Raw genomic sequence first — 21,866 nt, 5'->3', positions numbered from 1 at the left:
CTTAACACCGGGTTAACCGAACATCGCCTGTAAATGCAAGCAGGCATCGTCGTAGTCGCTGCGTTCGAAAATCCCCTGTTGCAGGAAAGCCTCCATTTGTGGATAGAGCTTGATGGCCCGATCCAGCATGGGATCGCTCCCTGCGGCATAAGCCCCCACACTCACCAGGTCACGGTTACGCTGGAAGCTGGAGAGCAGTTGCTTAAACTGGCGCACGCGTGCGTAGTGGTTTTCATCGATCAGCGCCGTCATGGCACGGCTGATCGAGGCTTCAATATCAATCGCCGGATAGTGTCCGGCTTCTGCCAGACGGCGCGATAACACGATATGGCCGTCAAGGATGGCACGCGCCGAATCGGCAATCGGGTCTTGCTGATCGTCGCCTTCGGTCAGAACGGTATAGAACGCGGTAATCGAACCGCCGCCGTGGGTGCCGTTACCGGCACGTTCCACCAGCGCCGGCAGTTTCGCAAACACCGAAGGCGGATAACCTTTGGTCGCCGGTGGCTCGCCGATAGCCAGCGCGATTTCACGCTGGGCCATGGCGTAGCGGGTCAGAGAGTCCATAATCAGCAACACGTGCTGACCCCGATCGCGGAAATCTTCGGCGATACGCGTGGCATAGGCGGCACCCTGCATACGCAGCAGCGGTGAGACATCCGCCGGTGCGGCAATCACCACCGAACGGGCACGGCCTTCTGCACCGAGAATGTTTTCAATAAACTCTTTAACTTCGCGACCACGTTCACCAATCAGCCCCACCACAATCACATCGGCTTTGGTGTAACGTGCCATCATGCCGAGCAACACGCTTTTGCCGACACCGGAACCGGCGAACAGGCCCATACGCTGGCCGCGACCGACGGTGAGCAGGGCGTTAATGGCGCGCACACCGGTATCCAGCACATCTTCGATAGGGGTACGTTGCAACGGGTTGAAAGGCGCGGTGATTAGCGGGGCGCGATAGCCGGTTTCCGGCGAGGGCAGGCCATCCAGCGGTTTGCCGCTGCCATCGAGCACGCGGCCCAGTAGCTGCGGACCGAGCAGCAGCTGTTTACCGCTGTGGGCGTTATCGCCTGTGACGCGGGCATAAACGCGGGCACCGGGCAAAATGCCGTCCACTTCCTCCAGCGGCATCAGAAACAGTTTCTGGCCGTTAAAACCGACCACTTCGCTTTCCACTTCGGTAATATTCGCGCCATCGTGGCGTTCAATCACACAGGTGGCTCCGAGCGGCAGTTGCAGGCCAGTGGCTTCCAGCACCAGGCCGGTGGCACGAATCAATCGACCATAACGGCGCACGGTCTGGACCTGAGAAATACGATCTTCGAAGGCGTCCAGCGCCCCGAGCCAGCGATTGAGGCGCGTAGTCATCAGAACTCTCCCGGTGCCGCCAGGCGGCACAATTCCTGCCAGCGCGTTGCCACGCTGGCATCGAGATCGCCATCCTCGGCACTGAGCTTACAGCCGCCGGGGTGCAGGGTACTGTCAGCCAACAGACGCCAGCCGTGCAGATCCAGTGTCGGGCCGAGTGTCTGCTCGATACGTTGCAAATCGTCAGGATGGACGCGCAGTTGCGGTTTGCCACTGAACATCGGTTCTTGCTGGATCAGCTGCTGGATCTGGCGCAGCAGGGCGCTGCCATCGACCGTGGTCGCCTGGCCAATCACCGTACGGGCGGCTTCCAGTGCCAGCTGCATCAGTCGCGCGGCTATCACGCTATCGAGGGATTCCAGTGTGTGCTGGAATTCCGTCACCAGTTGCTGCATACGCGCCTGCAAAGGTGCCTGCTGCTGCTGGGCATCGGCTAATCCCTGCTGAAAACCGGCGTCATAACCATGCTGCTGTGATTCGGCATGGCCTTTCTGGTAGCCCTCACTGTAGCCCTGGGTTTGAGCTTCTTTGCGCATCTGCTGTTGCAGACGTTCCAGCTGTTGCTGCTGCTCATCTTCGGGACTCAGCTCTTCGTCGCTGATAGATTCCAGCGGCAACGGTTCCGGTTCCGCATCAAACGAACGCCCTAAATCATCAGGCTGCCAGGGCTGCCACGGACGGGCGGAAAAGGCATCAGACATAGGTTTCCTCGCCACCACCAATTACCATTTCGCCTGCTTCTGCCAGACGGCGTACCACCAGCAGGATGGCTTTCTGTTCGTTTTCCACCGACGACATACGCACCGGGCCACGGTTGGCAAGGTCGTCGCGCAGGATGTCGGCCGCACGGGCGGACATGTTTTTGAGGAACTTCTCGCGCAGCGGCTGCTCGGCACCTTTCAGGGCGATCAGCAACTGCTCGGATTCCACTTCCTGCAACAGACGCTGGATGCTGCGGTCGTCCACTTCCACCAGGTTTTCGAACAGGAACATCTCGTCGATGATCTTCTGTGCCAGCTCGCCATCGAAGTCGCGAACCGCTTCGATAACCGCTTCTTCCTGCTGGGTTTTCATCAGGTTGATAATTTCTGCTGCGGTTCTTACGCCGCCCATCTTCGCGCGCTTGAGGTTGGTACCATCCAGCAGGCTGTTGAGCACTTCGGTCAGCTCTGCCAGCGCCGCTGGCTGTACGCCGCCGAAGGTGGCGATACGCAGCATCACATCGTGACGCAGACGTTCGTCGAACAGCGCCAGAATATCTGCCGCCTGGCCACGTTTGAGGTGGACCAGGATGGTGGCGATAATCTGCGGGTGTTCGTCGCGGATAAGGTCCGCAGCTGCCTGCGGCTCCATAAAGTTGAGGGTTTCCATCCCGCTGGTGGTTTCACGCGTTTCGAGAATGTCCTCCAGCAGGCTGGAGGCGCGTTCTTCGCCCAGCGCCTTGACCAGCACCGTGCGCAGGTATTCATTGGAGTTGAGACTCAGCGCGGCAAACTGCTCGGCATTCATCTCAAACTCGCGTAACACCTCGGTCAGCTGCTTGTGCGAAATCTGTTTCATGCTGGCCATTGCCGCACTCAGATGTTGCACTTCGCGCTGGTTGAGGTGTTTGAACACCTCAGACGCACGATCCTCGCCAATGGTCATCATCAGAATGGCGCTTTTTTCAGTACCGGTCAGACTCATAGTTCGTTACTCATCCATTCACGGATCACCAGCGCGACAACGCGTGGATCGTTTTCAGACATATCGCGGATGCGCTGGCTCAACACTTCCGCGCTCATGCGGTTAGTTGATTTACGCTCCTGATCCACTTCATCTTTGCTGAGCTGCACGTTGTAGGCCTGCTCTTCTTCCTGCGCAGCAGCGCGGGCGGCAGCAGCTTCAACGGCAGCCTGTTCTTGTTCACGTTTACGCAGCAACTGCGGACGGACCAGCTTGCGGTAGAGGATGAAGGCAACCAGCGCGACCAGCAGCCAGCGACCGGCGGTCATCAGCTGATCAAAGAACGACTGCTGTTGCCAGAAGGGCAGGTCGCCACCGGCAGGCTCAGTCATGTTGAACGGTGAGTTCACCACGTTGATGCTGTCGCCACGGGTCTGCGAATAGCCCATCGCTTCACGCGTCAGGTCTTCAATCTGCTTAATCTGCTGATCGTTAAGGGCAACAGGTTTGCCTTTGTCGTCAGCGCGATAGTTCACCACCACGGCAACCGACAGACGCTGCACATCACCGACATTCACTTTGGTGTGACGGATGGTGCGATCCAGCTCGTAGTTCACCGTGTCGTCACGACGTGAGTTGCTCGGACCGCTGTTCTGGGCGGTGCTGGTGGTACTGCCATTCGCCGCGTTGTTCTGTCCATTAGCATTCTGGCCGTTGGCATTATTGGCTGGCGGGTTGGTGACCGGTGCCGTATTGGCCGGTGCCGGCTGATTAGACAATGCACCCGGTACGCCACCCGGATAAGGGCTGCCGTTTTGCTGGCTGGTACTGGTCTGGCGTGAGCGGATCGCCGAGTTATCCGGACCACCGTTCGGCTGATATTTCTCGTCGGTTTGTTCGCTGCGGTCAAAGTTGAGCTGCGCCGTCACCTGCGCATGCACATTACCCTGGCCAACAATCGGGTTGAGGATAGCCTCGATGCGTTGTTGATAACGCGCTTCCACTTCGGATGTGAATTTCAGCTGGGCATCGTTAAGATCGCGACCTTCGCTGTCAGAACGGGTCAGCAGGCGACCGGCCTGATCCACCACCGTGACGTTACCCGGCGGCAGACCGGGGACGCTGCTGGAGACGATATGCACGATGGCCTGAATCTGGCCTTCATCGAGCGCACGTCCTGGTTGCAGGTTCAGGGTGACTGAGGCAGAAGGGGCTTTCTGTTCACGGACAAACAGCGTCGGTTTTGGCATTGCCAGATGGACGCGAGCGCTTTTGACGGGGCCGAGCGTTTCGATGGTGCGCGCCAGTTCACCTTCCAGCGCACGTTGATAGTTAACCTGTTCGCTGAACTGACTGATGCCGAATTTCTCTTTATCCATCAGTTCAAAACCGACCGAACCCCCTTTCGGCAACCCCTGCTCGGCAAGACGCAGGCGCAGTTCATGCACCTTTTCTGCAGGCACCATCAGCGCACCGCCAGTCTCTGAGAACTGGTAAGGGATGTTCATCTGGGTCAGCTGGGTAACAATCGCGCCGCCGTCCTCATCGGAAAGGTTGCTATAAAGGACGCGATAATCCGGGGTTTTGGCCCACAGCACCAATGCAAAAACCACTGCGATAGCCGCAGCGGCAGCGATAATTAAGGGAATTCGCGGATTGGCGCGCAGGCGGGCGATAAGGTCACTGAAGCCTTTCTTTGTTGTATCCTGTGTAGCGGCTGCACTCGCATTCATGACCGATTCCTGCCTGACATAATTGACCGGGTGTGTTGTGGTGACAAAACTGACTCCCTGAAACGTCGAAAAATGAAATTCCACTCCAATGCTTTGCATTATTTTCTGAATCACGAAATTTGATGGCTGAATAAGCCGGGTTTTTTGCAGTCATTTAGCGCCTTTGTCTTATTGACAGTGTGCTAACTTTTCCATCGTGAAAATTCGGATCAACTTCAACGAGGTAATGGCATGTCGATTCAGGCAATTGATGGTGTTCTGCAGCAGCTCCAGCTGACATCGGTGCAGGCCAGCGGTCAGCAGAGTGACACCACACAGCAGGTGGATTTTGCAGCCACCATGAAAGCCGCGCTGGATAAAATCAGCGACACCCAGAACAATGCACGCACCCAGGCGCAGGATTTTGAGATGGGTAAACCAGGCGTCGCACTGAACGACGTGATGGTCGATTTGCAGAAATCATCGATTTCAATGCAGATGGGAATTCAGGTCAGAAACAAGCTAGTCTCGGCTTATACCGACATCATGAACATGTCGGTGTAGAAACAGAGTTAATACCCGAAACATACTGTTTCTTGGCTAATAATAAACTTAGCAACTATTGCTAAGTTTCGCTGGGAATAATCTGAGATGATTGTTCTGCCCCTTCAAGAGCTAAGCCAATTACGAGTGCCGGAGATAAGCGCCGGGTGGGGCATTAATTTCAAGACAGGCCACCTGCGGGTGGCCTGTCTGCTATGGCATCATAAAATCTATTGAATCTCCGGCCAGGCCACGGCAGGAATGCCGTTCAGCTGCGGGCGGGCAAACAGGAAACCCTGGAATTTGCTAATCCCGGCCGCTTCCAGCCACATCCACTCTTCAGCTTTTTCTACCCCTTCGGCAATCACTGAAATCTCCAGTGAGGAGCAGCACTTAATAATGGCATGCACGATAGCCTGCTTCGGGCCGCTTTTGTGTACGTCTTTGATGATGTTGCGATCGATTTTGATCTTATCGGGCTGAAATTTTGCCAGCAGCGACAGGCCAGCAAACCCGGCACCAAAGTCATCCAGCGCCACGCTGATCCCGGCGGCCTTTAATTGTTTAATTGCGGCGGCGAATTCATCGGCACGCGAGATGGCTTCATCCTCGGTCACCTCCACCACTATCTGCTCAGGCACCAGGCCACTGGCCCGAATTTCAGCCAGCAAATAATCCACGGCGTTGGGCACCATCACCAGCGACATCGGTAACAGATTAATCGACAGCGTCAGTTCCGGAATGCCGAACTGTTTTGCCAGCTTAAACGCCTGGCTTTTACTTTTGAGATCGACCTCATAGGCTTGCTTGCGGCTGTAGGGAGCAAAGAACTTTTGTGGCGGTCCGCCATCCGCGCTGCGAATCAGCGCCTCCAGCGCCAGGACTTCGCGAGAGAACGGGTCGATAATCGGTTGAAAGGCAAAGTGGCACTGCGTAGTGGGATCGGGAATAACGTCGATAAGCACCTTTTCCCCGCTATCAGCGATAAATTCCCAGGTGCTGGCCGGCGGAATTTCAAAATAGTTTTCTTTTTCTCTGGCTTCGACAAAGGTACGCAAAAAACGTAACGCCCGATCTTCAAAGGTAAGCTGATACTTAGAGGTCCCTTTGTTCAGCACTGCCTGCAATACCGTGGCCTTATCATGCTCGCGCAAGTCAAACAGCTCCATACCGGAATTGCCAAAACGGCGGGCGGGAGCATAGTCATGCAACAATTCCACCAGGTTCTCATGACGCGCGTCTTTACAGATCCGCTCATAGATAGACTGTACGGCTTCAGGCGGTCCCTCCAGCAGCTGGAAAAAATGCAGACCATCAAATAACAAAATGCCCGTTACATCCGATAATTCATTCTTTTTATTGGCTTTACCAACCATATCTTCCAGGGTTTTCACCGGAACATGGTCGCACAGATGGCTGCGATAAAGGACGGTTGAGAGCATGGCAGGTTCCACAGCATTATTTTTGTGTGACCTACATTAACAGAGCGATGACGGAAAAAGACGATATGACAGATGATTTATATTTGCCGTTGCTTTCCCTCCTTTAACCGGCTGGAACGTGGCGATGGGTTTACGTCAAGTCGGATTCTTTCTGCATCAGGTTGTTACTCACTTGTCGATAAAAAAATTAGATTGAAACGACAAATAAAAAGCGTAGTGTAACCTTCGTTAACGGGAGGTGAGTACAATGTTGCGTGATTATTTGAAGATTGATGATAGCGATCGCTTAGTAGAACAGGGTATGCAAAGGCTTAACAATCGCGGTCAGGAAGATATTACTGAATGGCGCATTATCGGTGCGAATGGCGAACATAAAGGGCGGGTGTCCCTGTTTGATAAAATGTGTATCCAGCGTTCCTGGTGCGTCAGTTATCGCATTACGCAAACCGATGTAAACGGAAGGGTTGTCGTCGATCACTTGACCGACGTGTTGTAATTTTTGCCGTAGTTTTGTCTTATTTGACCCGCCATTGTGCGGGTTTTTTGCCCGACATTGATCTGCGTTCAGTTCCGATTATTCCTAAGGCGTTACCGCTATTTTCTACTAACTTTAATCATTCGCACGTTATTAAAACTGGCAATTTTTAGAAAAAGGAAAATAGCATGAGTGATTCAGAGGCAATCAAAACCAAAACTGACTACCTGCGTGATGTCACCTCACAGCTAAAAGAGATGCGTCATTACGCGCAAACCAATACTGAAACGCTTTCCAGTCACTGGCTGGCCTTTGATGCGGGTGAATATAAAGATAAAGAGTATGCCACCCGGTTTGATGGGTTGATCAACAGGCAGGGAAAATTGCTGGATGATATTGATCAGGCGATTCAGGATCTGGAAATCGCCATCAATCATAGTGAGCAGGAAAGCTAAGCCGATGGAGCTGGTGGTTAATCAGCCACCAGCCACATATCAGCCTCATCGAACATCTCTTCGATGATACGTGCCAGGGTGGCTTTCTCGTTTTTACTCATGTCGGTTTCGATGGCATTACGTTCCATCGGCTTAACCCGCACTTCAATTTCCGGAAACACCCGCTGCACACGTTTTTCCAGTTCCTGCAAAATCATTTCGCGCGCGCCGGGCAATCCCGCTACGTTGCGCTTGTCGTAAATCAGCTCCACAAACATCAGGGCATTCCATTTAATGAATCAGAGCGTCATATTACTGTAAATAAAAACAGTATCAAGCGGCGGGAAGGGATAAGACGAAAATATTATCTTTGATCAGGATACTTTACATTCCAGGGGGTAAACATGCGGCAATTGGTCATCGATATTTTGCTCAAGATGGCAAAAATGGATGTGGAAGCAAAAGAACTCATGGCACAGGTGGAAGCACAGTCGCTGCTGATTGCTGCGCTGCTGATTCAGGCCAAACAGGATAATTCGCTAACCATCAGTGACACGGTGCAGGACGCCATTGTGACGGCATCACGCTCATCACAGGAGTTCTTGCAGTCAGATGTGGATCTGTTGCTGACGCACATTAACCGCCTGCTGGCCGTGGCGCGTTATGTAGAAGTGAAGGCGATTGAACGCGAAGAGTAGCAAAAAAATTTTACCTCTGGAGGTGGAAATCCAGCAACACCTCCAGAGGCGGTGCAAAGGCACCATTCGTTCAAGGACAATCTACGACCGAAGTCGTGAGATTAAGTTATACAGATTTTATTAAGTTGTACAACTTTATCCTGATCATTTTGAGCTTTTTAGGGCCAGATGAAATCGTGCTGTGGAGTCAGAGTTCGTTTTTGATGCAGAACTCTTCCCACGTCATTCCCAGCGCCGTAGCGTGTGATTTCAGATAAGTTTCGATAGCGGTTGCCGCCACGTCCTTGTCTGGCTCGGCGAGTTGAATGGAAAACAGCATACCGTCGAGATTTTTCTGACGGAGAAATGCGGCGTAGATACGTTCAGCGTGCCACTGGCGCAGGGCGTCCAATGTCATGCTCGCCTGCCGGGCATCCTGCTCCGTCAGTTCATCCAGTGCGGACTGGAAATCAGGGTGGGCGGCAAAAAACATCTCGCGCGCCTGGGCGTAATATTGTTCTGGTGTTTTCATGCGGAATTCCTGCTGATCGACTCGGCGCGTAGTGTAACGTGCCACAGCCGGGTTGTCGCCCGGGCGCGCTTCTATGACGGAAAAAGAGCGTGATACGAACAACCCGCGCGCAGATAGCTTGCGAAACTCACTGGAAAAATTATAACGTAGCCGCCATTGAAGCGAGTGTAGGGACCGAAGATGAAAAAGTGGATGATACTGGCGGCGCTGGCGCTGACCGGTTGTGCGCAGATTAACAACTATGAAGCCGCCGTGAAAACCCCGCCTCCGGCAGAATTGCAGGGTTACTGGCAAACTACAGGGCCGCAGAGCAAGCTTGTCAGTGACCAGGCGATGGCGAGTCTGATCATCGGTGCTAAGGGGGATACGCTGGATTGTCGTCAATGGCAACGCGTGATCGCCAAGCCGGGCAAATTGACGCGTTTTGACGATCAGTGGGTCAACGTGACGCGTCTGGTGCGCGTGATGCCGCTGCGACTGCAAAATGGTGAGCTGCGTTACGATGGTCTGCGCATGCGCAAAGTGGAGCGCCCGACAGTGGAATGTCAGCAGGCCTTACAGGAAGTGGCGGCGCGGCCAAATGAAGCGGTGATTCAGAATATTGAGCCGGAAATTATGCGGCCGACGCAGAGCGTTGCGCAGCAATAAAAGCAGAAAAAAAACGCAGCGGCGGGGAAATGATCTTTCACTGCCGCTGCGTGAGGGTAAAAAATCAGACCGATTCGCGCGGCACCAGCACGCTGCCTTGCTTGCCGTAAGCGCCCATCACCGACTTCTGCCGTGATGTTTGCCCCACCAGCTGTGCCAGTTCATCCATACGAGCCTGCAACAGACGTCTGACTTCACTCTCGTTGTCGAGGATATGGCGGAGTACCGGGCGCAACTGTTCCTGGGTTTGCAGCGAAGGTGCAGCATCCTGCGTTGATCGGGCTAGCTGTTGCACCGCACTGACATACTCCAACTCCTTTTTAATCAATTCATCCCATTCGCCGTCTGCGGCAAGGCGCAGCATTCCCTGGCTGAGATCGAGTAACTGTTGATAAATGGCAATCAGATGCGGTGCGATAGTCATTAAACGGCGTCCTGAAGGTGTTGAGGTTGAGCGACTTCTTTCCAGGCATCGGCGATATTACGCAGAAGGCCTTCAACTTCTTCGATGGCTTCCACGTCATTACGCAGATTAGCCTGTAACAGACGGCGAACCATGTAGGCATACAGCCCTAACAGGTTATCGGTGAGTTCATCACCGTTGCTGTCTGCCAGACCCTGTTTGAGTCCGTTTTCGATAATGTTGATCGCATGAGAGAGCGAGCGGCCTTTGCCCTCCATATTACCGTCCTGTAAAAACAGGCGGGCGCGAACCAGTGCACTGAGCGCACCGTCAAACAGCATCACCACCAGTTGCTGCTGGCTGGCGCTCATGACGGCGCTTTCAACGCCGATTTTGGCATAGGCTTTTGTGCCATTTGCGCTATACATGAATCATTCCTTATGAGGATGAGCTACTGCTGGATGAAGTACTGAACTGTTGAGTCAGGTAAGTACTGGTGCTGTTCAGCGAGCTCATAGTGACGTCGAGCTGGGTAAATTGCGTTTTATAGCGCGCAATCAGGTTATCAATGCGGGTGCTCATGTTGTTGTACTGATCGGTCAGGTCGTTCAGCGTCTTACTCACACCATCGGTAGCCGATTGCACAATACCTGTAGTGGAGAGCCAACTGGTCAGACTGTTGCCAATGGTGGTGGTAATACCGGTGGTTTTACCATCGCCAATAATCATCTGTTTAACGCCATCGGCATCGGTGCTCAGCGCCGTGGACAGTTTGTCAGCATCCAGATCCAGCTGGCCGGTTGTCGGATCGGTGGTGATACCGATTTGCGCCAGGGTTTTATACGTGGATGAGCTCTGCGCATTGGTCAACATGCTTTTCAGCTGGGTCTGAATGGTACGCAGGGTACTGTCGCCGAGCAGTGCGCCGTTGCTGGAGTCCTGTGAATCTGAACCCACATCCACCGCGGTATATTTGGTCAGGGTGTCGAACTGCGTCAGCAGGGCGTTATAAGCACTCACCCAGTTGGTGATTGCGTTATCTGCTTTCGATGAGTCTTTAGTGATGGCCAGCGTTTGGTTGCCGGTGGTGGTATCGTTCAGATTAAGCGTAATCCCTTCCAGCGCATCACTGATGGTGTTGCTGCTGTTCTCAATCGCCACGTTATTCACTGTGAGTTTGGCGTTCTGCGCTGCAACGCTTTCTGTCATGACGTTGCTGCTGGCACTGGCGTCATAGCCGACGATACCCTGCAACGTATCATCGCCAGTCACCGTGATGCTGCTGACGGCATTATCGCTGCCGGTTTCAGTTGAGGTCAGTGACAGACGGTAGCTGCTATCGCCGGTTTTAATAATAGTGGCAGTGACACCGGCATCGGCGCTGTTGATGGCATCACGCATACCGGTCAGCGAGGTCTGATCGCTGGTCAGGGTGATGTCTTTACTGGTGCCATCCACCAGTTTAATCGTCATGGTGCGGCTGCTGGCCGAGCTATCGCCCAGTGCGGTGCTGTTGCTGGTTTGCGTGGCGGAGGTCAGCGTCTGTGCCTGTGCCAGCTGAGATACGCTGATAGTGTAATTACCGGCGACAACGTTACCAGACGTGGTGGCGCTAAAGGCGCTGGAAGTGCTGGTCGCGGTTGTTGCAGTAAACAGGTCAGCACTGTTTAACGCGGTATTGGCTGTCTGGAACGTCGTCAAAGCACTTTTCAGCGTCCCATAGGCACTCAGTTTAGCGGTGTACGCCGTTTGCTGATTGGAGATCGGTGTTAATGACGCTTTCTCGGCGGTTTCCAGACTGTCTAAAATGTCACTTAAATTCAGGCCTGAACCGACACCCAGGTTAGTAATCGTTGCTGCCATGTTGTTTCCTTATTTATGTCGACACGGAGAGTGAATACCGGGGTTATCGGCTTTGGATGGGGAAAGTTTAAATTTATTTACCTGCGAGTAATAAAGCGAATAGCGTATATAGAGAAGGGTATTTCTGACGCTAGAAAAGTGATCATTCAGCACTAAAGAAGTGCAGGACCTGGGCGATAAAGATAAGCGTGACAGGCTGAAGTGAAAAATTTTTGCCTGGTACTAAAAAAAATCTAAAGGTTGTTTAAAGGCAGACGATAACAACTTTGACGGCGCTGAAGCCGGCGGGTTGAAGCCCACACCTTAACCGAAAGACTTGATTAACAGGAATATTTATCATGGCCCAAGTCATTAATACCAACAGCCTCTCGCTGATCACTCAGAACAACATCAACAAGAACCAGTCTGCTCTGTCTACTTCTATCGAGCGTCTGTCTTCTGGTCTTCGTATTAACAGCGCTAAAGATGACGCAGCGGGCCAGGCGATTGCTAACCGCTTCACTTCTAACATCAACGGCCTGACTCAGGCAGCGCGTAACGCCAACGACGGTATCTCTGCTGCGCAGACTACTGAAGGCGCACTGTCTGAAATCAACAACAACTTACAGCGTATCCGTGAACTGACTGTACAGGCACAGAACGGTACCAACTCTGATTCTGACCTGTCTTCAATCCAGGACGAAATCAAATCACGTCTCGACGAAATTGACCGTGTGTCTGGCCAGACCACCTTCAACGGCGTGAACGTGCTGTCTAAAAACGGTTCAATGAGCATCCAGGTCGGTTCTAACGATGGCGAAACCATCGATATCAACCTGCAGCAGATTGACTCTTCTACTCTGGGTCTGAGCGGCTTCTCCGTCTCTAAAAACTCTCTGGATGTGTCTGACTCTATCACTCAGGTTGCTGATACCGGCACCGGCGTGATGAAAGATATCGACCTGACTGACGTAGCAAGCAAACTGGGCGTGAGCAGCGGTACTCTGTCTCTGCACCAGATCTCTGGCACCAGCGAATACGTGGTACAGTCTGGCAGCGATTACTACTCTGTATCTGTTGATACTGACGGTACTTCTGGCAACAACGCAGGTAAAGTTGAACTGAACACCGTTGACGTTTCTTATGATGACGCAGCGAATGGCCTGTCGAGCGGCAGCCCGGCGACCGTGAGTGGTCAGTTGATTAAAGTGGGTACTGACAGCAGCGGTAATGTGACTGCTTACACCACCCTGCAAGACAAAAACTACGCAGTAAGCGGTACCGTGCTGGCGAACAGCAATAACGCCGCTCAATCAACCAGCGGTACTATGGCCATTCATCTGAGCACCAGCGGTGCCACCACCGCGACTGCAGAATTCGCTGGTGCATCCACTGCTGACCCGCTGGCTCTGCTGGACAAAGCTATCTCTCAGGTTGACACCTACCGTTCAAGCCTGGGTGCGGTGCAGAACCGTCTGGACTCTGCCATCACCAACCTGAACAACACCACGACCAACCTGTCAGAAGCACAGTCCCGTATCCAGGATGCGGACTACGCGACAGAAGTGTCGAACATGTCTAAAGCACAGATCATCCAGCAGGCAGGTAACTCCGTGTTGGCGAAAGCTAACCAGGTTCCGCAGCAGGTTCTGTCTCTGCTGCAGTAAGTTTCTAATGGCTTGCAAACCCCGCTCCGGCGGGGTTTTTTTATGGCTGAATAACCACAAAATCGTGGCGCTGCTTGGCGGATTGAATTCGCTGGTAACCCTTAGGATAAGGAAAAATCGTCTTGCTGCGTGCCGATGACGGTTGACGCAACCATTGCCAGAGAAGGGCCATCATGAACCACTCCCCACTTGTCAGCATTATTATCACGGCGCATTTTCCCGTTTGGCTGGAAGAGGCACTCAACAGTGCGCTGGCGCAGGATCACCCCAACTGTGAAATCCTGGTGGCTGACGTCAGCGGTACGGAATTTGTCGCACAACTGCTACAACCTTATCTGAATCAGCCGGGCCATCCGGTTCGCCATCTGGTCTATCCGTCACGACATCCTGAAGTGATTGCCGAAGCGATTCGGGAAGCGCGGGGTGAGTTGATTAATGTGCTGAGTTATACGGATCTGTTGACCAGCAACGCCATCAGTACCCTGGTTGGAGCATTAGACACGGCACCCCAGGCGGTACTGGCGCTATCAAAACGCAACCGGATGGATGCAGCCGGTGAACCGCTGGCCGATATCCTCTCCACCGCCGCGTTTTTGCCGGAGCCGGGGGTGATCAAGGGCATGGACCTGTTGCGTTACCAGTGTCGTCTTGGCTACAACCTGCTCGGTGATCTCAGTGCTGCGTTGATGCGTCGGGAAATGTTACTGGCGCTCATGCCAGATAACGGTGCGTTATTAAGCATTGAGGGTGAGGCGCTGCCAGAAATTGGTGCGATGGTGTTGTACAGCAAACTACTGCCGCAGGGGGATGTGGTGTGGTTTCCGCAGGCGCTGTGCACGGTGCGTGTGTCAGATTTGTATGTGCAACCGCATATGAAAGAGGGGGAAGATCATATCCGCATCCCCCGTGAGAAACTGATTCAGCAGTTGCGTAAAGCGGCATGGTATATCAATGCCAAAGGTCCGTCGGATATCGTCAGGGTGACCTCGCTGACGCAACCGGCTCAGACGACGCAATACAATATGCGCCAGCAGCAGTATCAGGCGCTGAGTAACAGCACCCTTAACCACTGGAATGCGGTGCGTCAGCTGACTCCGGCTCACCAGGCGGCCCTGATGCAAATGAGTGCGGAAGTCACGCAACCGGTTTGTGTGGCGGTGGTGATCACTGTCACCGCGGATAATGCGGCCCTGCTTGATGAAACAGTGACATCGCTGGCGGCGTTTTCTTCCCCATTACTGACGCTGCGCCCAATGCTGGTCGGTGCGGTAAGCGATAATCAGGCGGGTGTGCTGGCGTTTCCGGCCGCAGCCGATCAACGTTTGCCGGTGATCAATCAACTGATCAACGATCAGGATGCCCACTGGTTTATCTTTGTTGAGGCGGGAACGCGTTTTAATGCCTCTGGCCTGATCGCACTGGCGAGTACCTTGCCCTCCCGTGATGATGTGCTGGCGTTATATGCCGATGAGTATTTCTTCATCAATGGTGAACCCTCCGGACTGGCATTCCGCCCGGATTTCAACCTCGACATGTTACTCAGCTCGCCGAAAACCATGGCCCAGCACTGGCTGTTCCGCCGTGAACTGCTGCTGGCAGCGGAAGGGTTTGACCTCAATTATCCGCAGGCGGCAGAGCTGGATTTGATCGTGAAATTGATCGAATCACAAGGATTGAATGTCGTCGGGCACCTGGCGGAACCGCTGGTGACGGCGCACCTGCGTGCACGCGAGGTGGTGGTGGATGCCGGGATTATCCAGCGTCACCTGCAAAACCGGGGGTACGCCAATGCCGAAATTGCCCTCGACAATTACTACAACTATCGCCTGCGCTACAACCACGAGGCGCAGCCAAAAGTCTCGATCGTGATCCTCGCCGGGCAAAGTCTGCCCGCGTTGATTACCTGTGTGACCACCCTGATGGAGAAGACGCGTTATCAGCATTATGAGCTGCTGATTGTGGCTGACGATCAGCACAGCCCGGAACGCGACAACTGGCTGAGTGCCATTGCCACGGTGGATCCACAACGTATTCGCGTCATTCACTATCCGCATCCGTGGCATCAGGGTGCGATGAGCAATCTGGCAGCAGAGCAGGCACTGGGTGAATACCTGATGTTTATGCACAGTGAGCTGGCGATTGCCGATGGCGACTGGCTGGATAATCTGCTCAATCATGGGCAGCGTCCGGAGGTGGCGATTGTTGGCGGTAAGCAGCTCTCCACCAATAATAAAGTCCGTCACGCGGGGTATATTCTGGGCATTAATGGCGTGGTGGGTGATGTGCTGCGTGGCCATGATGATAAAGATCCCAGTGCGCTGGGTCGCCTGCATCTCGATCAGAATTACAGCGCCGTGTCTGGTGATTTTATGCTGGTGCGTTTTGCCGTGTTCGCGGCGCTTAACGGTTTCGACGAAAGCCAGCCGCTGTTTAGCGATGTGGATTTGTGTTTGCGCGCGCGCGAACAGGGTTATCTCACGGTCTGGACGCCTTACGCACGTATCATGCGTGCCGCCGAACGCAAAAGTCCCTTTGCGGGTGTCACCCTCAAGACTGCCGCCCAGCTCAGGCAGCAGGAAGAAGACACGTTGCTGCAACGCTGGCTGCCGCTGGTGGGGCATGACCCGGCTTATAACACCAATCTGTCTCTGCGCAGCCGACACTTTGATATCAGCAATGACAGCGAAATGAGCTGGCGTCCGGTGCAACGAGCCGTGCTGCCGCAGTTGCTGCTGCATCACTCTGATACGGCGGGTTGCGGTCATTACCGCATGTTGCAACCGCTGTATGCCATGCAAATGGAAGGAAAAGCGCAGGGCAACGCCTCGTTATCTTTGCTCAATCTGAGCGAAGTTGCCCAGTATCGTCCCGACAGCCTGATCATCCAGCGCCGTTACGCTCCGGCTTTTCATACGTGGATCGAACGTGCGGGTAAGATGCCGGATATGTTCAAAGTGTTCGAACTGGATGATTACATCCTCAATCTGCCGATGAAGCATTACAACCGTGCCAATTTCAGCCAGGAGATCTCCGGACTGCTGCGTAAAAGCCTGAGCTACTTCGACCGCTTTGTGGTTTCGACACCGCCACTGGCGGAGTCGCTCGCCACTTTCCATCCCGATATCCAGGTGGTGCTGAACCGTCTGCCGGTGAACTGGTGGGGCAACCTGCACAGCCTGCGCGGCCAGGGGCGCAAACCGCGCGTGGGCTGGGCCGGTGGCTCCAGCCATCAGGGCGATCTGGAAATGATTGCCGACGTGGTGAAGGCGCTGGCGAATGAGGTGGAGTGGGTGTTTATGGGCATGTGTCCGGAAAAACTGCGTCCTTACGTCCATGAACATCATGCTGGTGTAGACATCAGTCTCTATCCGACGGCATTGGCGGCGCTCAATCTCGATCTGGCGCTGGCACCGGTGGAAGACAATATCTTTAACGTCTGCAAAAGCAATCTGCGTCTGATGGAGTACGGTGCCTGTGGCATTCCCGTGATCTGTAGCGATGTGGAATGTTATCGCCACACTGATTTGCCGGTCACGCGCGTTAAGAACCGCTTTAAGGACTGGGTGGATGCGATCCGTATGCACCTCAGCGATGCGGATGCCAGCGAACGCAATGGTCTGGCACTGCAAACCCTGGTGCGGGATGAGTGGATGCTGACCGGTACGCATCTGGACAACTGGTTAAAAGCCTGGACTGTCTGATAACGACGTAAATACCCCGTTTTTGCCCTTTGTTTTGGGGATTGGTGGCACAGCGGGGTCGCTAGTATAGGGAATATTTGCCGGGCTACATCAGCTACAGAAGAAGCGCACAACGATGACCACCATTCAGGACGAAAACTTCCCTTATTTCATTATCGCGCCGGATTATCGCGAGTCTTCGGCTGGCATACAGGTGATGCATCGCTTGTGCCATCTGTTGAATGAAAGTGGCAGACAGGCATGGATGGTCAATTGCGCCGTTAATCCGGCATGGAATACACCGGTGGTCAGCGGTAAAGAACTGCGGGATCACCGGCTGCGTGGTGGCCTGTTTACCGCTATCTACCCGGAAGTGATAAGCGGCAACCCTCATCAGGCAGCGATGGTGGTGCGTTACATGCTCAACCAGGAAGGGGTGATTAACGGCAATGCCCTGGAAGCTGGTGCTGATGACCTGTTTTTCTGGTATCGCCCGGAATTTGCTGGTAAACACGCGAATCCGCGCATGCTCAATATCGAGTGCTATAACCTCGACCTGTTCCAGGACGATCAGCCAGAGAAAAGCTGTGACATTCTGTATCTCAACCGTGTACCGCTCTCTGCGGTTGATTTCTCCGTCTTACCGCCAGGCGTTGAGATTCTCTCGATGCGCAATCCACTGACGCTGACTGAACTGGCAGCAAAGCTGAAAACGGCGCGAACGTTTTATACCTTTGAGTCATCCGGTACCGCCTTGCTGGCCATTCTGTGTGGCAGCCCGGTGGTGGCGCTCAGGGCGGCGGGTTACGAAAAATATGCCCTGACCGAAGCGACGCTGGCGGAAAATGGTGCTGTCGGTATCTGCTGGGATGACCATCCCGCCACGCTTGAGGCGGTGCGTGCCAATTTATGGCAGATGCGAGATACCTTACTGAAGCGACGTGAGCAGACGCAGGCGCAGATCCAGCAGCTGGTGGATATTACCCAGCAGAAGCTGCGCCAGCACCAGCGGGCGCTGTGGCAGGGACGACTGGAAAACTGGCTGGTGCAACGTAGCCTGACACCCGCTCTGCATGACAGGCTGGCGTTAGCCAGCTCGCCGCGTATCCTGGTGGCGGTGTTTAACGATCCCGACCATCCTGAGCATCTCTTGCTGACGTTAGACACGCTGATGCAACGGCCCGCGTTTGTGCAGGTGGTGGTGATTGCGGCGCAGGATATAACCCTGCCGGCGGACATACTGGCGATTCAGGCGGATGAGTGGCTCAACTGGCTGCAATACGCCAGCGTTGAAGCCACCTATGATTGGTTACATTGCATCCCCACTGGCAGTTTTTACAGTGCGGAAAACTGGCCGGTACTGGCCCACTTTCTCAGCAGACAAGCGGATGCACTGGCGGTGTACAGCGACGAGCTGTGGCTGAACGCAGCAGGTACCGCGGTGCCACATCTGAAACCCCAGTGGGATTGGGACCTGTTCAGTGCAGCACCTGCGGCATATCTGAAGCGATGCTGGTTGTCACGCCAGGCACTGCAACGCTGGCAGGGTGAGGCACGGCAATATCCGCAGGCATTTGAAGTTGCTCTGATGCAGCAGATCACCTTACACGCAGGTGCTGAGACGATCCGACATTACCCGGACCCGCTGTGTATCTTGCCTGAACCGCAGTTGACTGAAGCAGAAAGTCTGGAGACTGGGCGGGTGCTGGAGCATGGCCTGCAGCTGATGGGGTATCCCGCGGCTCAGGTCCATATTCAGCCAGGTCAGACGCTGCAGCTGCTGTATGGACATACCGCAATGCCGCTGGTCTCGCTGATCCTGCTGGCAGGCAATTCGCTGGCAGAGCTGGAGCGTGCCATCACCAGCCTGCTGCAACATAACAACTGGCCGCATACCGAGCTGCTGGTGGTGAATCATCAGCATGAAGACAGCACCCTGAATACCTGGCTGGCAGGGCTGGCAACCATCGATCCAGCACGCATTCGCGTGATTGAGGTAGCCACCGGCTGGCAGCCTGTTGCACTGCGTAATGCGGCAGCAACGCAGGCCACCGGCGAGTTTCTGTGCTTTATTGAGCCGCAGCTGATCTTCTTGCTGGATAACTGGCTGGCAGCGTTGATGAACCATGCGCTGCGCCCGGAAGTGGCGATGGTGGGGCCAAAGTTAATCCACACCGAACAGCATATCCTCTCGGCGGGCGTTATTGCCGGTTATCGCGGGCTGGCGGCACATATTGGTCACGGTGAACGCTGGGATTCATCGGCAATGGGCGGTTATCTGCAAAGCGATCGTCAGTCACGGCTGCTCAATGCTCAGTGCCTGTTGATCCGGCAGCATTGCTGGCAGCAGGCGGGTGGGCTGGACGAAAGCTATCGCGATCCTGCCGTGGCAGAAATCGACTTTGCGCTGAAAATTGCCCAGGCGGGTTATCGCAGTATCTGGACACCGCACAGTGTGGTGGCAACCGAGGGCAATGCGCGTGGATTCAACCCTTCGTCGCCAGAGGCCAGCCAGCTGCGCCAGCATTGGGGACGTGACTTGCTATGCGATCCGGCTTATCCCCTTAATTACTCGTTGCACGGTGATCCTTTCAGCGTTGATGAGAGCCTGAAACAAACCTGGCCTGCCTTTAGCGAGGCAAACATTCCCCGTGTGGCTTTTGTACATGACGATCAACATAAGCCTAATAGCGCGCGCTTGCTGCAAATCCTGAGTGTGATGGCACAGCAGCAACAGATTGCACTGCTGACCTATGACGCCTTTACCCCCTGGGTGCTGCTGCGTCTGCAACCGGATATGTTGATCGTTACCGCCGACGTCGCCGAGCGACAACGGGAAAATATTGCGTCGCTAGTGAACCTGAGCGGCTGCCAATGCTATGTCCTGCCGGAAGCCAGTGTCAGCCAGCAATCCGGCTCGAATTTGTTGCAGGCCAGCTGGCTGAACGGCTGGCTGGTGTGGAGCGAAGAATCACAGCTTTGGCTGCAAAAACGTAAGCAAAGCGCGTTTCTGCTGCCGTCGCAGGTCATGATGCCAGAAACACCTCCCCCCCATGCACCGCGTCACGCACGCCTGCGCGTGTTGTGTGACACCGGTGAACTCAGCGCTGCCGATGTGCGCTTTTTTGCCAGCATCGTGAGCGAAACCTCAGCGTTTATCGACTGGGTGATCCGTGGTGAAGCGCCAGCCAGCTGGCTCGGGTCGATCGGCGAAATCCATCGTGCTGCGCCGGGTCCGGTTTCGGTCAACGAACTCGCCAGCCTGCAGGTCAACATGGCGGTGCTGTTTCGTCTCAATCTGGACGAAAACCGTGGCAAAAATGATTTGTCATTACTCCATTATCAGGCGGCGGGTCTGCCGGTGTTGTGCAGCGACATCGCTTCGCTGCGGCATCGCGGATCGGCGAGCCATATCCGTAATAAACAGAATCTCTGGATTACCGCACTTCGCGACTGGCACCAGCAGGCTGAATGGCCGCCGGTTCCGGCGCTTGATCCCGCGTATCAACTGACGGAAGCCGGACTAACGCGCTTCTGGCAGCAGGCGGGTATCCATTTTCCTGACCGTGACACCGCCCACAGGGGGTTTTGATGAAAAAGATTGCGCCACATTACGACAATAAAAACATTCTGGTCACCAGTCCGTTATTGCCGCCGCTGGAAGAGTTTATTCCATATCTGGAGAATATCTGGCAGAGCAAATATCTGACCAACGGCGGTCCGTACCATCAGGCGCTGGAAGCGGCGCTGGCGGAGTACCTTGGGGTCAAACATATTTGCCTGTTCTCTAACGGCACGCTGGCCTTAATGACGGCGCTACAGGCATTACGCATCGGCGGAGAAGTGATCACCACGCCTTATTCCTTTGTCGCCACCTCGCACTCACTGCTGTGGAACGGCATCAAACCGGTATTTGTCGATATTGATCCGGTGACCTGTAACCTCGATCCGGCCAAAATTGAAGCGGCCATTACGCCACAAACCAGCGCCATCATGCCGGTACATTGCTACGGTATTCCGTGCGATACCGATGCGATTCAGCGTATTGCCGATACCTATGGCCTGCGGGTGATTTATGATGCTGCGCATGCCTTCGCGGTGAAGCGTGAAGGCGTCAGCATCCTGAATCATGGCGATTTATCGGTGCTGAGTTTCCACGCCACTAAGGTGTTTAATACCTTTGAGGGCGGGGCGATTATCTGTCCTGATGAGAAAATCAAACGTCGCATCGATTATCTGAAAAACTTCGGTTTTGCTGATGAAACCACCGTGGTAGCGGCGGGTATTAACGGCAAAATGAGCGAATTCCAGGCGGCATTTGGTATGTTACAGCTCAAACACGTTGATGCTGCCTTTGCGGTGCGCCAGCAGATCTATCAGCGCTACGTTGCGGCACTGGCTTCTGTACCCGGTGTATCACTGTTGTATAGCGATGCGCAAACCGAGTGGAATTATGCCTACTGTCCGTTGTTTATCCATCCGGAACACTTCCCGCTGTCGCGTGATGAACTGTACCAGCGCATGAAAGATGCCGGGATTTATGCGCGTCGTTATTTCTACCCACTGATATCGCAGTTCCCGATGTACAAAGGCTACGATTCATCCCATCCCGACAACTTGCCGGTGGCGACCGAAACCTCGCAACAGGTCCTGTGCCTGCCGATCCATCCGACACTGACCGAAGCTGAGCAGACGCGTATCATTGATATCGTGCTGGCAGCCAGCCAGATCGCGGCAGCCTGAAGACAGACGAAGAGAGCATCTCCCCTGAC

At 54.3% G+C, this 21,866-nt stretch carries 20 protein-coding genes; 9 read left to right on the top strand and 11 right to left on the bottom strand.

What is annotated here, in order from left to right:
* Window positions 1–12: 12 nt before the first annotated feature.
* Genes fliI through fliF form a run of 4 tightly spaced genes read right to left on the bottom strand, consistent with a single transcriptional unit; the run spans window position 13 to window position 4,772 of the window.
* Window positions 13–1,374: a flagellar protein export ATPase FliI gene (fliI, locus tag AC6I8X_RS11895; RefSeq protein WP_084875607.1), complete on the bottom strand. Its 1,362-nt coding sequence runs from the start codon at window positions 1,372–1,374 to the stop codon at window positions 13–15.
* Window positions 1,374–2,075 (bottom strand): flagellar assembly protein FliH, encoded by a 702-nt coding sequence (fliH, locus tag AC6I8X_RS11890; RefSeq protein ID WP_313688959.1) that lies wholly within the window; start codon window positions 2,073–2,075, stop codon window positions 1,374–1,376. Before fliH ends, fliI begins: the two co-directional genes overlap by 1 nt.
* The gene (fliG, locus tag AC6I8X_RS11885; protein WP_084875603.1) at window positions 2,068–3,060 is read right to left on the bottom strand and encodes a flagellar motor switch protein FliG; all 993 of its coding nucleotides are present in this window, start codon (window positions 3,058–3,060) and stop codon (window positions 2,068–2,070) included. Before fliG ends, fliH begins: the two co-directional genes overlap by 8 nt.
* Complete coding sequence (gene fliF / locus AC6I8X_RS11880; protein WP_299449575.1) at window positions 3,057–4,772, bottom strand: flagellar basal-body MS-ring/collar protein FliF; 1,716 nt, start codon at window positions 4,770–4,772, stop codon at window positions 3,057–3,059. The genes fliG and fliF overlap by 4 nt, the downstream gene beginning before the upstream one ends.
* A 231-nt stretch (window positions 4,773–5,003) precedes the next feature.
* On the opposite strand from fliF, the gene fliE reads away from it, so the two are divergent.
* A complete protein-coding gene (gene fliE / locus AC6I8X_RS11875) occupies window positions 5,004–5,315 on the top strand; it encodes a flagellar hook-basal body complex protein FliE (RefSeq protein ID WP_299449576.1) in 312 nt (103 codons plus the stop codon).
* A gap of 209 nt (window positions 5,316–5,524) precedes the next feature.
* Here the strand turns inward: fliE and AC6I8X_RS11870 are convergent, their stop codons facing one another.
* On the bottom strand, window positions 5,525–6,736 hold the full coding sequence (locus AC6I8X_RS11870; protein WP_497839844.1) for a diguanylate phosphodiesterase: 1,212 nt from the start codon (window positions 6,734–6,736) through the stop codon (window positions 5,525–5,527).
* Window positions 6,737–6,983: 247 nt separating this feature from the next.
* Here AC6I8X_RS11870 and AC6I8X_RS11865 point away from each other — a divergent pair, with 247 nt between their 5' ends.
* Both AC6I8X_RS11865 and AC6I8X_RS11860 read left to right on the top strand, forming a co-directional pair.
* Window positions 6,984–7,232, top strand: a complete 249-nt coding sequence (locus AC6I8X_RS11865) for a hypothetical protein (RefSeq protein WP_084875595.1) — start codon at window positions 6,984–6,986, stop codon at window positions 7,230–7,232.
* A gap of 167 nt (window positions 7,233–7,399) precedes the next feature.
* A complete protein-coding gene (locus AC6I8X_RS11860; RefSeq protein WP_084875593.1) occupies window positions 7,400–7,666 on the top strand; it encodes a hypothetical protein in 267 nt (88 codons plus the stop codon).
* A 17-nt stretch (window positions 7,667–7,683) separates the two neighbouring features.
* Here AC6I8X_RS11860 and AC6I8X_RS11855 read toward each other — a convergent pair whose 3' ends face one another.
* Window positions 7,684–7,923: a DinI-like family protein gene (locus tag AC6I8X_RS11855; protein WP_084875590.1), complete on the bottom strand. Its 240-nt coding sequence runs from the start codon at window positions 7,921–7,923 to the stop codon at window positions 7,684–7,686.
* Window positions 7,924–8,049: 126 nt separating this feature from the next.
* Between AC6I8X_RS11855 and iraP the strand changes: the two genes are divergently transcribed.
* The gene (gene iraP / locus AC6I8X_RS11850) at window positions 8,050–8,343 is read left to right on the top strand and encodes an anti-adapter protein IraP (protein ID WP_084875588.1); all 294 of its coding nucleotides are present in this window, start codon (window positions 8,050–8,052) and stop codon (window positions 8,341–8,343) included.
* A gap of 187 nt (window positions 8,344–8,530) precedes the next feature.
* On the opposite strand, the gene AC6I8X_RS11845 is transcribed toward iraP, so the two are convergent.
* Window positions 8,531–8,854 (bottom strand): DUF6388 family protein, encoded by a 324-nt coding sequence (locus AC6I8X_RS11845; RefSeq protein ID WP_497839843.1) that lies wholly within the window; start codon window positions 8,852–8,854, stop codon window positions 8,531–8,533.
* Between the two features lie 180 nt (window positions 8,855–9,034).
* On the opposite strand from AC6I8X_RS11845, the gene yedD reads away from it, so the two are divergent.
* Entirely contained in the window at window positions 9,035–9,502 is a 468-nt protein-coding gene (gene yedD / locus AC6I8X_RS11840) for a lipoprotein YedD (RefSeq protein WP_497839842.1), read from the top strand.
* A gap of 64 nt (window positions 9,503–9,566) precedes the next feature.
* On the opposite strand, the gene fliT is transcribed toward yedD, so the two are convergent.
* Genes fliT through fliD form a run of 3 tightly spaced genes read right to left on the bottom strand, consistent with a single transcriptional unit; the run spans window position 9,567 to window position 11,768 of the window.
* The gene (fliT, locus tag AC6I8X_RS11835; RefSeq protein ID WP_313688144.1) at window positions 9,567–9,926 is read right to left on the bottom strand and encodes a flagella biosynthesis regulatory protein FliT; all 360 of its coding nucleotides are present in this window, start codon (window positions 9,924–9,926) and stop codon (window positions 9,567–9,569) included.
* A complete protein-coding gene (fliS, locus tag AC6I8X_RS11830; protein WP_299449581.1) occupies window positions 9,926–10,333 on the bottom strand; it encodes a flagellar export chaperone FliS in 408 nt (135 codons plus the stop codon). The genes fliT and fliS overlap by 1 nt, the downstream gene beginning before the upstream one ends.
* 10 nt (window positions 10,334–10,343) lie before the next feature.
* Entirely contained in the window at window positions 10,344–11,768 is a 1,425-nt protein-coding gene (gene fliD, locus AC6I8X_RS11825) for a flagellar filament capping protein FliD (protein WP_313688141.1), read from the bottom strand.
* A gap of 338 nt (window positions 11,769–12,106) precedes the next feature.
* Here fliD and AC6I8X_RS11820 point away from each other — a divergent pair, with 338 nt between their 5' ends.
* The gene (locus AC6I8X_RS11820; RefSeq protein ID WP_313688139.1) at window positions 12,107–13,414 is read left to right on the top strand and encodes a FliC/FljB family flagellin; all 1,308 of its coding nucleotides are present in this window, start codon (window positions 12,107–12,109) and stop codon (window positions 13,412–13,414) included.
* Between the two features lie 40 nt (window positions 13,415–13,454).
* Here the strand turns inward: AC6I8X_RS11820 and AC6I8X_RS11815 are convergent, their stop codons facing one another.
* Window positions 13,455–13,589 (bottom strand): hypothetical protein, encoded by a 135-nt coding sequence (locus AC6I8X_RS11815; protein ID WP_299449584.1) that lies wholly within the window; start codon window positions 13,587–13,589, stop codon window positions 13,455–13,457.
* Between AC6I8X_RS11815 and AC6I8X_RS11810 the strand changes: the two genes are divergently transcribed.
* The 3 genes from AC6I8X_RS11810 (at window position 13,588) to vioA (ending at window position 21,837) form a co-directional block, all read left to right on the top strand.
* Window positions 13,588–17,115, top strand: coding sequence for a glycosyltransferase (locus tag AC6I8X_RS11810; RefSeq protein ID WP_497839841.1), 3,528 nt, complete (start codon window positions 13,588–13,590; stop codon window positions 17,113–17,115). The genes AC6I8X_RS11815 and AC6I8X_RS11810 overlap by 2 nt on opposite strands.
* A 115-nt stretch (window positions 17,116–17,230) precedes the next feature.
* Window positions 17,231–20,686 (top strand): glycosyltransferase family 2 protein, encoded by a 3,456-nt coding sequence (locus tag AC6I8X_RS11805; RefSeq protein WP_497839840.1) that lies wholly within the window; start codon window positions 17,231–17,233, stop codon window positions 20,684–20,686.
* The gene (gene vioA / locus AC6I8X_RS11800) at window positions 20,686–21,837 is read left to right on the top strand and encodes a dTDP-4-amino-4,6-dideoxy-D-glucose aminotransferase VioA (RefSeq protein WP_313687673.1); all 1,152 of its coding nucleotides are present in this window, start codon (window positions 20,686–20,688) and stop codon (window positions 21,835–21,837) included. The genes AC6I8X_RS11805 and vioA overlap by 1 nt, the downstream gene beginning before the upstream one ends.
* Window positions 21,838–21,866 lie beyond the last annotated feature (29 nt).

The organism is Pantoea sp. X-Soil-TKNS-1280, from assembly GCF_059730475.1.
The sequence above is the reverse complement of the archived record's forward strand: the minus strand, read 5'-3'. Positions and strand labels throughout refer to the sequence as shown.

Excerpts from the sequence above, each read along its gene's own strand:
- fliI (WP_084875607.1), bottom strand. The coding sequence starts at position 1,374 with ATGACTACGCGCCTCAATCGCTGGCTCGGGGCGCTGGACGCCTTCGAA.
- fliH (WP_313688959.1), bottom strand. The coding sequence starts at position 2,075 with ATGTCTGATGCCTTTTCCGCCCGTCCGTGGCAGCCCTGGCAGCCTGAT.
- fliG (WP_084875603.1), bottom strand. The coding sequence starts at position 3,060 with ATGAGTCTGACCGGTACTGAAAAAAGCGCCATTCTGATGATGACCATT.
- fliF (WP_299449575.1), bottom strand. The coding sequence starts at position 4,772 with ATGAATGCGAGTGCAGCCGCTACACAGGATACAACAAAGAAAGGCTTC.
- fliE (WP_299449576.1), top strand. The coding sequence starts at position 5,004 with ATGTCGATTCAGGCAATTGATGGTGTTCTGCAGCAGCTCCAGCTGACA.
- AC6I8X_RS11870 (WP_497839844.1), bottom strand. The coding sequence starts at position 6,736 with ATGCTCTCAACCGTCCTTTATCGCAGCCATCTGTGCGACCATGTTCCG.
- AC6I8X_RS11865 (WP_084875595.1), top strand. The coding sequence starts at position 6,984 with ATGTTGCGTGATTATTTGAAGATTGATGATAGCGATCGCTTAGTAGAA.
- AC6I8X_RS11860 (WP_084875593.1), top strand. The coding sequence starts at position 7,400 with ATGAGTGATTCAGAGGCAATCAAAACCAAAACTGACTACCTGCGTGAT.
- AC6I8X_RS11855 (WP_084875590.1), bottom strand. The coding sequence starts at position 7,923 with ATGTTTGTGGAGCTGATTTACGACAAGCGCAACGTAGCGGGATTGCCC.
- iraP (WP_084875588.1), top strand. The coding sequence starts at position 8,050 with ATGCGGCAATTGGTCATCGATATTTTGCTCAAGATGGCAAAAATGGAT.
- AC6I8X_RS11845 (WP_497839843.1), bottom strand. The coding sequence starts at position 8,854 with ATGAAAACACCAGAACAATATTACGCCCAGGCGCGCGAGATGTTTTTT.
- yedD (WP_497839842.1), top strand. The coding sequence starts at position 9,035 with ATGAAAAAGTGGATGATACTGGCGGCGCTGGCGCTGACCGGTTGTGCG.
- fliT (WP_313688144.1), bottom strand. The coding sequence starts at position 9,926 with ATGACTATCGCACCGCATCTGATTGCCATTTATCAACAGTTACTCGAT.
- fliS (WP_299449581.1), bottom strand. The coding sequence starts at position 10,333 with ATGTATAGCGCAAATGGCACAAAAGCCTATGCCAAAATCGGCGTTGAA.
- fliD (WP_313688141.1), bottom strand. The coding sequence starts at position 11,768 with ATGGCAGCAACGATTACTAACCTGGGTGTCGGTTCAGGCCTGAATTTA.
- AC6I8X_RS11820 (WP_313688139.1), top strand. The coding sequence starts at position 12,107 with ATGGCCCAAGTCATTAATACCAACAGCCTCTCGCTGATCACTCAGAAC.
- AC6I8X_RS11810 (WP_497839841.1), top strand. The coding sequence starts at position 13,588 with ATGAACCACTCCCCACTTGTCAGCATTATTATCACGGCGCATTTTCCC.
- AC6I8X_RS11815 (WP_299449584.1), bottom strand. The coding sequence starts at position 13,589 with ATGATGGCCCTTCTCTGGCAATGGTTGCGTCAACCGTCATCGGCACGC.
- AC6I8X_RS11805 (WP_497839840.1), top strand. The coding sequence starts at position 17,231 with ATGACCACCATTCAGGACGAAAACTTCCCTTATTTCATTATCGCGCCG.
- vioA (WP_313687673.1), top strand. The coding sequence starts at position 20,686 with ATGAAAAAGATTGCGCCACATTACGACAATAAAAACATTCTGGTCACC.